The 8,819-nt window shown below is 41.0% G+C and carries 10 protein-coding genes and 1 riboswitch; all 10 genes read left to right on the top strand.

Annotation, left to right across the window (positions count from 1 at the left end):
- Positions 1-53 precede the first annotated feature (53 nt).
- On the top strand, positions 54-755 hold the full coding sequence (locus FD50_RS05930; RefSeq protein ID WP_056960788.1) for an MBL fold metallo-hydrolase: 702 nt from the start codon (positions 54-56) through the stop codon (positions 753-755).
- A 1-nt stretch (position 756) separates the two neighbouring features.
- Positions 757-1,314: a TetR/AcrR family transcriptional regulator gene (locus tag FD50_RS05935; protein ID WP_054757749.1), complete on the top strand. Its 558-nt coding sequence runs from the start codon at positions 757-759 to the stop codon at positions 1,312-1,314.
- Between the two features lie 263 nt (positions 1,315-1,577).
- The gene (locus tag FD50_RS05940) at positions 1,578-2,111 is read left to right on the top strand and encodes a GNAT family N-acetyltransferase (RefSeq protein WP_056960789.1); all 534 of its coding nucleotides are present in this window, start codon (positions 1,578-1,580) and stop codon (positions 2,109-2,111) included.
- A gap of 302 nt (positions 2,112-2,413) precedes the next feature.
- Positions 2,414-2,546, top strand: a riboswitch (FMN riboswitch).
- Positions 2,547-2,807: 261 nt separating this feature from the next.
- Positions 2,808-3,836 carry a bifunctional diaminohydroxyphosphoribosylaminopyrimidine deaminase/5-amino-6-(5-phosphoribosylamino)uracil reductase RibD gene (gene ribD, locus FD50_RS05945; protein WP_056960852.1) on the top strand — a complete coding sequence of 343 codons (1,029 nt, stop codon included), beginning with the start codon at positions 2,808-2,810 and terminating at the stop codon, positions 3,834-3,836.
- Between the two features lies 1 nt (position 3,837).
- A complete protein-coding gene (locus FD50_RS05950) occupies positions 3,838-4,434 on the top strand; it encodes a riboflavin synthase (protein WP_054757747.1) in 597 nt (198 codons plus the stop codon).
- On the top strand, positions 4,431-5,651 hold the full coding sequence (locus FD50_RS05955) for a bifunctional 3,4-dihydroxy-2-butanone-4-phosphate synthase/GTP cyclohydrolase II (protein ID WP_056960790.1): 1,221 nt from the start codon (positions 4,431-4,433) through the stop codon (positions 5,649-5,651). The genes FD50_RS05950 and FD50_RS05955 overlap by 4 nt, the downstream gene beginning before the upstream one ends.
- On the top strand, positions 5,652-6,119 hold the full coding sequence (ribH, locus tag FD50_RS05960; RefSeq protein ID WP_054757746.1) for a 6,7-dimethyl-8-ribityllumazine synthase: 468 nt from the start codon (positions 5,652-5,654) through the stop codon (positions 6,117-6,119).
- Between the two features lie 106 nt (positions 6,120-6,225).
- Positions 6,226-6,825 (top strand): cadmium resistance transporter, encoded by a 600-nt coding sequence (locus tag FD50_RS05965; protein ID WP_056960791.1) that lies wholly within the window; start codon positions 6,226-6,228, stop codon positions 6,823-6,825.
- A gap of 250 nt (positions 6,826-7,075) precedes the next feature.
- Positions 7,076-8,152, top strand: coding sequence for a hypothetical protein (locus FD50_RS05970; RefSeq protein ID WP_056960792.1), 1,077 nt, complete (start codon positions 7,076-7,078; stop codon positions 8,150-8,152).
- A 2-nt stretch (positions 8,153-8,154) separates the two neighbouring features.
- Positions 8,155-8,700, top strand: a complete 546-nt coding sequence (locus FD50_RS05975) for a phosphoribosyltransferase family protein (protein WP_056960793.1) — start codon at positions 8,155-8,157, stop codon at positions 8,698-8,700.
- Positions 8,701-8,819: the final 119 nt, after the last annotated feature.

Below are 8,819 nucleotides of genomic sequence, written 5' to 3' on the forward strand. Positions count from 1 at the left end.
ACTAATATGATTAGTTATAATACTAATAGAGTTAGTTAAAGGAGGTCAGGAAGATGAAAATCAAAAAAATGCAGCACCTTTATCAACTTACTTTTTTGCCGCATTTATTTCCGATTAACTGTTATCTTTTTGAAACGAATTCAGGATTAATTGTAATTGATATGGGAGTTTCTTCTTTCGTATCAACGATTCAAAAACTCGCCCGTGACAGCCATCAAAAAGTCGCAATGCTTTTACTGACACACGCGCATGGCGATCATGTTAATGGAGTACCAGCATTTCGAAAAGCCTTTCCCCATGCAAAAGTTGGAATTTCCAAAAGAGATTCAGCGTTTTTAAAGGGGAATTTTGCACTGCAGGCTGGAGAAGCACAGCGTAAGATTAAAGGCGGATTTTCTAAGCAGCAAATTCAAGTAGATTTTACGTTTACAGACCGTGAATTGATTAATGGACTAAAAGTAGTTGCAACTCCCGGTCATACACCGGGCTCAGTTTCTTTTTTGGAAACTGCTACAAAAATAATAGTTGCAGGCGATGCCTTGCAAACTCAAGGCGGAATTGCAGTGGCAGGGGTTCTTAAGTTGCGCTTCCCGTTCCCAGGGCTGGCAACGTGGAGTCCAGCAATTGCGCTTGCAAGTGCAAAGAAGATTGCTCAACTGCATCCGGCAGTACTGGCGGTCGGACATGGGGAAATGTTATTGAAACCTGAAAAAATGCTGCAAAAAGCAATTAAAGCTGCTGAAAGGAAAGTTTGAAGTGAAAAAAGGAATAGATCAAGATGCAATTATTAAAGCTGCACTAACACTTTTGGACAAAGAAGGGTTAAAAGCAGTCACATTAAAAAATGTTTCAGTCCTTTTAGGAATTAAACCACCTTCTCTTTATAATCACGTTGAAAGTCTAAACGAACTTCTCGAACTCACTGCTAAAAACTGTTTGGCAAAACTATCGCAGAATCTGCTGGAGTCAGTGGTGGGACTGCAAAGCAAGGAGGCATTGTTGGCGTTATCGAATGAGTACCGCAAATTTTTTAAATGCTATCCTAATCAATACCGTTTAATCCAACAAGTTGGTGTCTGGAGTCAACACGCAGGTGCGAGTGCTGAATCTACCAAAATGATTGCATTGCTTTCCAAAGTGCTGGCAAAAAGTGGATTGTCACAAAAGGAAATGATTCATTTTATCAGAGCATGGCGCAGCTATATGCATGGCTTTTTATTATTAGAAACGAATGACTCCTTTAAAATGAAAGAAGACATTAATGCAAGTTTTGCTTACGGATTAGCTATTTTTGCTGCTAAATTAAAAGAGTGAGTGAAAGCCTGGTATGAAAAATGTGCAATCAATTTAAACGGTTGGGATAAAACCCATTTATTATTTGTTTAGCAGTAACGTTTAACTAAGAAAAAACGACAAATAAAATGGTTCTTATTAAAAATACAACAACAATCAGAATTGCTAACTGGGAAATTGACAATACTGTATCTCTTGTGCGTGCCTTTTGGGCTTAGTTGCAAGTTATTCAGCAAAAATAGTGATTTAGCAGTATAATGATAAAATCTGGTGGAGGTAGGAATATGAGTTATTTGATTGAAACACAGCGAATTGGGTTTAAGCAATGGGATAATAGTCAAGCTGAACTAGCCACTCAATTATGGGGCAACGCAGAGGTAACTAAGTTCATTCATAAAAACGGAGCCTTTTCGCCTGCAGAAATTAAGCAACGTTTAGCGACAGAAATTAAGAGCATGGAGCTGCATAATGTCCAGTATTGGCCGCTATTTTTGAAAGCGACAAATGAATTTGTTGGAGTTTGCGGTTTAAGAATGGAAGGAACCACGGGAAGCTATGAACTTGGATATCACTTGCTGCCTGCTTTTTGGGGGCAGGGAATCGGGACGGAAGTTGCTCGCAGAGTCGTTAACTACGCTTTTGAAGAGTTAAATGCCGTCAAATTAGTTGCCCGGCACCATCCAGAAAATCAAGGATCAAAGAAAATAATACTCAAACTTGGGTTCGTCTTCAAAGGTTTTCAATATTATCAACCGACAGGATTGCAGCATCCGCATTACGAATTAACGCGAACAGACTATTTGGGAACGCTTAAATAGCAATTCGTACAACTTTTTTTGTTTTTATAATTTAATGCAAGCAAATTAAGCGAGATTGGGGTAAAAGTGAAACTTTGACTCAACCCCGTTATTTTATTCTGGATAACCATGTTTTATAAGTCAAACTTCTTCGTCAAAACTCGAGTTACTGATGTAAAGTGCACACGACATTTGTAATTGCGCGTTAGTCCTCAAATTTGATTGACTTGGGCCTGAGCTAATTTTTAAACGTGATCACGCTGCATTCAAAAAAGACTTGTATCTAAAAAAAGCGTGCGTTACACTTAAAATGACAACTGAATAGATTTCTTCGGGGCAGGGTGAAATTCCCGACCGACGGTGACAACTTTGAGTTGAAGTCCGTGACCCGCGTTTAGCGGTGGACCCAGTGTGAGTCTGGGACCGACAGTAAAGTCTGGATGGTAGAAGAAAACACTTAATAAGTTTCGTTTCTGTGAAATATGTGACAGAAAAGGCACGAATTTTTAGGCAGGCATAAGTCAAGTTTGAATTTTGGCTGTCATTGAAGAATGCGTGACTGTCATTTTTTCATGACTAAGAAAAGGGAATTATTTCAAGAGTCCTTTTTGGAATAACCTGGCTCAATTGAGATCTTATTTAGCTTTCAAATCTTTGCCCCGCATCTTGTTGCGGGGCTTTTTTTGTGGGGTGAATCAAATTAAAACAACAAAATTCATGCAGCTAGCATTGCAAAACGCGCAAAAGGGAACGGGAAGTACTTGGACAAATCCACTTGTAGGTGCAGTCATTGTCAAAGACCAAAAAGTACTTGCAACTGGCTATCATCATCACTTTGGTGGCCGGCATGCTGAAATAGATGCGCTAAAAAACTTAGCTAAAAGCACAGATGCCCAAGGTGCAACCATGTATGTCACTTTGGAACCTTGCAGTCATTTTGGGAAAACACCGCCGTGTGCCCGCACACTTGTTAAGGCCGGAATTAGCCGCGTCGTCATCGGCCAACGTGATCCTAATCCACTTGTGGCCGGCAAAGGAATTGCAATTTTGACAGCGGCGGGGATTGCAGTTCAAATTTTAGGTCAGACAGGTGGCTTGAATGCGGCCTATAACTTCTTTTATGAGCAACATCGACCATTAGTAACACTTAAATATGCGATGAGTCTTGATGGCAAAATTAATGCCAACGCAGGTGTTCGCAGTATTTTAACGGGAGAGAAAGCTTATGCAGATAGTCAGCTGCTGCGGCGTAGCAACCAAGCAATTTTAATTGGCGAACATACATTCAAAGTTGACGATCCTTTGTTGACAGTGCGGCAAACGGTTCCGGAATTTGAACCTTTACGCATCATTTTGGTCAATGATGCGGATGAAATCGATTTACGAGCACGTCTTTTCAAAGCTAAGGCCCCGATCTTATTGCTTAGTCGTAGGCAAACACAACGAAAATGGCCAGCAGGTGTCGAGGTGCACACTAAGTCTGACTGGAAGCCCAAGCAAATTCTTAACTTATTAGCAGACAAAGGGATTCAGTCCTTGCTGGTTGAAGGTGGCAGTCGAATACAAGCAGACTTTATTGCCGCCGATGTCGTTGAACATTTGGTAGTTTATGTTGCACCGGTGATCTACGGTGGCGGGGGCTTGCCAGCAGTTTTTGGAACTTCAGCTCACAGATTAGCCCAGTATCAGCTTGTCGACCGCAAGCAATTAGCACAAGATACGCGTTTTGAATTAAGGAGGAATTGAAATGTTTACCGGAATTATTACAGGGAGTGGACAGATTGTAGCCATTGAGCGTCAGGCTGAAGCAGCAAGGATTACTATTCAGACAAACTTGACACAAAATAATCACAGCCAACTAGGCGATAGTATTGCTGTTGATGGGATCTGCTTAACAGTTTCTGCTTTGGTGCCGCAAGGTTTTACAGTAGATGTGATGCCAGAGACCCTTCGCCGTACTAATTTAGCGAAAATTCAAGTTGGTGGGACGGTTAACCTTGAATTAGCATTGCTTCCAACCACGAGATTAGCGGGTCATTTTGTAACAGGGCATGTAGACACTAAGACACAGGTCTGTGAACGTATTTCGGATCAAAACGCGGTTATTTTAACGTTTCGACTCCCGTCCTGGTATTGGCGCTACGTTGTTGAAAAAGGTTCACTTGCTGTTAATGGTGTCAGTTTGACCGTCTGTGCAGTTACAAAGCAGACCTTTAGCGTTAGCTTGATTCCTTTCACACTAAAAAATACCAACCTTGGCGCTTTAGCTGTGGGTGATTTTGTAAATATCGAAGTGGATATTCTCGGAAAATACATTTTAAAACAGGAAGGTGTTCAGTTATGAAGCAAAATGAAGTTATCACACGGGTGAAGAATGCATTAGCAGTTTTGAAAAAGGGCGGTTTGGTGATTGTAACTGATGCTACAGATCGTGAAGGAGAAGGCGATATGGTCGGCCTCGCCGAATTTGTAACGCCTCAGGCTGTGAATACAATGATCACTAAGGCTCGTGGGTTGTTATGTGTTCCAATGAGTAAAGCGGTGGCGGACCGACTTGGCCTCCAACCAATGGTAACAAATGCAACAGATGCTTTCGGGACAGCTTTCACAGTTAGTACCGATGCTAAAACCACGAGTACAGGGATTTCTGCTTTCGATCGTGCCGATACAATCAGTCAGTTGGCAAATCCGCACGCAAAAGCAACCGCTTTTTATCATCCAGGACATGTTTTCCCGCTAATTGCTCGAGAACGGGGGGTGCTTGAACGCGATGGACATACTGAGGCCGCGGTCGACCTAGCTAAGTTAGCTGGAGCACAGCCGGTTGCTTACATTACTGAAATTATTAAAAAAGATGGTACAATGGCACGCCGCAAAGAATTAAAATCATTTGCCGAGGGTGTTCAGATGCCGTTACTATCGCTGGACGACCTTAAAAAGTATCGCTATCTGCAAAATTTTGAGGTTGCCAGCTCAATTACTAAAGTAAAGCTGCCAACTCGCTATGGAGATTTCACTTTAGAAGCTTTTGATACCCACGATGGTCAAGAACCGACACTGCTCCTATTTCAAGGAGAAATTCAACCACATGTACCGCTGTTATTACGTCTGCACTCAGAATGTCTGACAGGTGATCTCTTCGGATCGAAACGGTGTGATTGTGGTGAACAATTGGAAGTTGCATTGAAAAAGATTGCAGCTGTGGGAAAAGGGGCAGTTCTTTATTTACGGCAAGAAGGTCGTGGAATTGGACTCGCAAATAAGTTAAAAGCCTATCATCTCCAGCAAAAGGCGGGGCGCGATACTGTTGAGGCTAATCTTGAGCTGGGCTTTGCTCCTGATGAAAGAAATTACGGCATTGCAGCAGCAATTTTGCATCAGAAAAAAGTTGCAGAAGTTGCATTATTGACCAATAATCCTGATAAGATTGAACAGCTTGAAGCACTGGGAATTAAGGTTACGCAACGAGTTGCGCTTGAAGTTCCGGCCCAGCCTGAAAATCAACAATATCTCATAACCAAGAAGCATAAGATGAATCATCTACTTAAGGAGGTCGATTAAATGAATGAATATCTAGGAGCCTTCGCTGGAAAGAATCGAAAAATTGGGATTGTAGTCGCAAAATTCAATGAGTTAGTGACGCAAAAACTCCTGGCAGGTGCGCAGCAGACTTTGCTACAAGCAGGGGTAAATGCAGCAGATTTGCTTGTTATTTGGGTTCCCGGAGCTTTTGAATTGCCGCGTGTGGTAAGACTTTTAAGTGAGAGTCAGCGAGTTGCAGGTATTATTGCGCTTGGCGCGGTGGTACGCGGTGAAACCTCCCATTATGATTATGTTTGTTCAGAAACAGCTTCGGGTTTGGCAGCAGTTTCACTGCATGGACCAGTTCCTGTAATGTTTGGAGTTTTGACAACTGATAATCTGGAACAGGCTCTTAACCGTGCAGGTGGAAAGGCAGGGAATAAAGGGAGCGAATGTGCGTTAGGGGTCTTAGAAATGATAAATCTCCAAGAAAAATTGCAGCAGTAGCAACAACATGTGTTTAATAGAATAGTCTTCAAATTTAATATGTTGATTATTTCATATGTTAATGATATCATATGAAAAACAATATGATTAGTTTGGAGGAGCTTAGATGCTGCAAAATATTTTGACTGGAATTACGGCCTATCTTTCAACGAGTATTGACTATGTGATTATTTTAATGCTTATTTTTGGAACGATTGGTAAGCAATCTCATTGGGCAGTTTATTGGGGGGATTTGCTGGGAACAGCAGTTTTGGTGCTGGTTAGTTTCTGTTTGGCAAATTTGTTAAAATTGGTTCCTGCGACTTGGGTATTAGGTCTGTTAGGACTAATTCCGATGTTTATGGGAGTAAAACTTTGGTTTTTCGGAGAAAACGGGAGTGATGCTGCTGTAACTAAACAACTTCAAACTAAAAGCAGTCTTAGTTTAAGTGTTGCAGCAATCACAATCGCGACTTGCGGGGCAGACAATCTCGGTATTTATGTTCCACTTTTTGCACAATTGTCGCTAGCTGGTAGTTTAACGGTCATGCTGACTTTTTTAGTAATGCTTTCTTTGTTTTGGTGGTTAGGCTTGTTTTTAAGCCGACTTCCACTGATTGCAATCTTACTGGAGAAATGGGGAGGATATATCACAGCGCTTGTTTATGTTGGGCTAGGCTTTTATATTTTGTGGGAGAGTGGCACATTAATGCATTTCTTAGTCTAATTTTGCTTAAATTAAGGTGGTAATAGCATGGTGCAGCGTAAACAGCTCGCTCTGCTGGTTGCCACCTTTTTAGCTACTGCTAAGTATGAATAGAAAATTATCAGGGTTAACCAGCATAAATATTTTTAAACTATTGTTCCTAATATTTAAACTAAGTATTGCTATATTGTTGTATTTATACTAAAATTATTCATAAATACGAACTATTCTGTGATAAATTCATAGAATGTTTATTATAAGGAGAAGTAGCATGCATTTTTTAGCTGATTTAATGGCGGCTCTCGGAGTTGTTTTAAACGGGATTCCGCAAGGTATTATGGCAATGGGACTAGGTTTTGCAGTTTTTCCAACGACTTTTTCATTCGTATTTGCTTCTGCAGTCAATGGATTTTATGGTTCAGTAGCACCACTTTCTTTTCAAGCTGAGTCACTGGCCTTGACTGGGAATCTAGGGAAAGATATCAGAGAGCGGACTTCAATTATCTTTGGCGGTTCATTAATCATGGTGGTCATTGGATTTACTGGAACTTTGACTAAGATTGTTTCCTACTTAGGCAATAATATTATGGCAGGAATGATGGCTGGAGTCGGCTTGATGCTTGCCAAGATTGCAATTGAAATGACGAAAAAGCAACGTACTGTAGGCTGGATTTCAATTGGATTAGCGGCAATTACATATTTAATTACTAAGGATCTGGTATGGACAATCACTATTTCAGTGATTCTTTCAAGTCTTTACGCAGTTAAAGTAGAACAGTATCGTGCAGAGCTTCCGTCATACGTCACTGCGCGAAAATTCAATTTTTTACGCCCACAATTTAACCTGCGAATTTTGCGCGGCGCCTTGGGTCTGGCATGTTTAAATATTGGAGCAAATATCTCTTATGGTTTAATTACAGGACAGATGACGGGGGTTAAACCTAATCCGGTTAACTTGAATTTACTGACAAGTACGCAGGCGATCGCTGATATGGGAACTAGTTTATTAGGCGGAGCGCCTGTCGAAACAATCATTTCTGCGACTGCAAGTGCACCTGAACCTGTCATTGCAGGGATTATGATGATGTTAATTATGGCTATTATTCTATTTGCAGGCTGGCTTCCTAAAATTGGTCGTTATGTTCCCAGTACTTCAATTGCAGGTTTCTTATTTATTTTAGGAGCGGTCGTTATTTTTCCCGAAAATGCTGCCACAGCAATGACAGGCTCGGGGGTCTCAGTTGCAGCAATTACCTTAGTTGTCACGGCAATTTTTGATCCTTTTGCTGGGTTGGTCACTGGAGCAGTATTGAAGTTTGGCTTACCATTATTAGGCTTGGGGGTATAGAAATGCAAAAATTTTATGAATTAAAGATTGGTAGGGTAACGCGTCAGTTACCAATCATGAAGCTCAACGAGGAGCTTGCAATTGCTTCTTTTGTTTTATTAGGTGATGCAGAGTTAACACATTATGCTGCCGAAAAACTAGCTGCAAAAATAGATTTTGACTTTGATTATTTAGTTACGATGGAAAGCAAAGGAATCCCGCTGGCACAAGAAGTTTGTCATTTCTTAAAAAAACCACGCTATGTAGTATTGCGCAAAAGTATTAAGGATTATATGAAAGTACCAATCAGTGTTCCGGTTAATGCAATTACAACCAGCGCTCAGCAACAGTTAGTAATTGACGGAAACGATGCTGCATTGTTAAAAGGCAAAAAAGTTGTGATTATTGATGACGTCATCAGCAGTGGAGGTTCGATTGCGGCTGCCGAAAAATTGTTGCATAAAATAGAGGCAAACGTTGTTGCACGCGTGGCAATTCTGGCAGAAGGTGATGCCGCCAAACGTTCTGATATTCAATTCTTACAAAAACTGCCGCTGTTTAAAGCTTGAGCTGACAGCTTGCGGTGTAATAATCGAATTGTGGTTAGCTGAAATAAAAAAAGGAGCTGTGACAAAAGTTAAATTTTGTCACAGCCCCTCTTTTATTCCGGATAAACGGGTTCCATAAG

This window comes from Liquorilactobacillus satsumensis DSM 16230 = JCM 12392, from assembly GCF_001435195.1.
In the GTDB taxonomy this organism is placed as follows: Bacteria; Bacillota; Bacilli; order Lactobacillales; family Lactobacillaceae; genus Liquorilactobacillus; species Liquorilactobacillus satsumensis.

What these genes read in the sequence shown, in the direction of transcription:
- FD50_RS05940 (WP_056960789.1), top strand. Translation starts at nt 1,578, where the DNA reads ATGAGTTATTTGATTGAAACACAGCGAATTGGGTTTAAGCAATGGGAT.
- FD50_RS05950 (WP_054757747.1), top strand. Translation starts at nt 3,838, where the DNA reads ATGTTTACCGGAATTATTACAGGGAGTGGACAGATTGTAGCCATTGAG.
- FD50_RS05955 (WP_056960790.1), top strand. Translation starts at nt 4,431, where the DNA reads ATGAAGCAAAATGAAGTTATCACACGGGTGAAGAATGCATTAGCAGTT.
- ribH (WP_054757746.1), top strand. Translation starts at nt 5,652, where the DNA reads ATGAATGAATATCTAGGAGCCTTCGCTGGAAAGAATCGAAAAATTGGG.
- ribD (WP_056960852.1), top strand. Translation starts at nt 2,808, where the DNA reads ATGCAGCTAGCATTGCAAAACGCGCAAAAGGGAACGGGAAGTACTTGG.
- FD50_RS05975 (WP_056960793.1), top strand. Translation starts at nt 8,155, where the DNA reads ATGCAAAAATTTTATGAATTAAAGATTGGTAGGGTAACGCGTCAGTTA.
- FD50_RS05930 (WP_056960788.1), top strand. Translation starts at nt 54, where the DNA reads ATGAAAATCAAAAAAATGCAGCACCTTTATCAACTTACTTTTTTGCCG.
- FD50_RS05970 (WP_056960792.1), top strand. Translation starts at nt 7,076, where the DNA reads ATGCATTTTTTAGCTGATTTAATGGCGGCTCTCGGAGTTGTTTTAAAC.
- FD50_RS05965 (WP_056960791.1), top strand. Translation starts at nt 6,226, where the DNA reads ATGCTGCAAAATATTTTGACTGGAATTACGGCCTATCTTTCAACGAGT.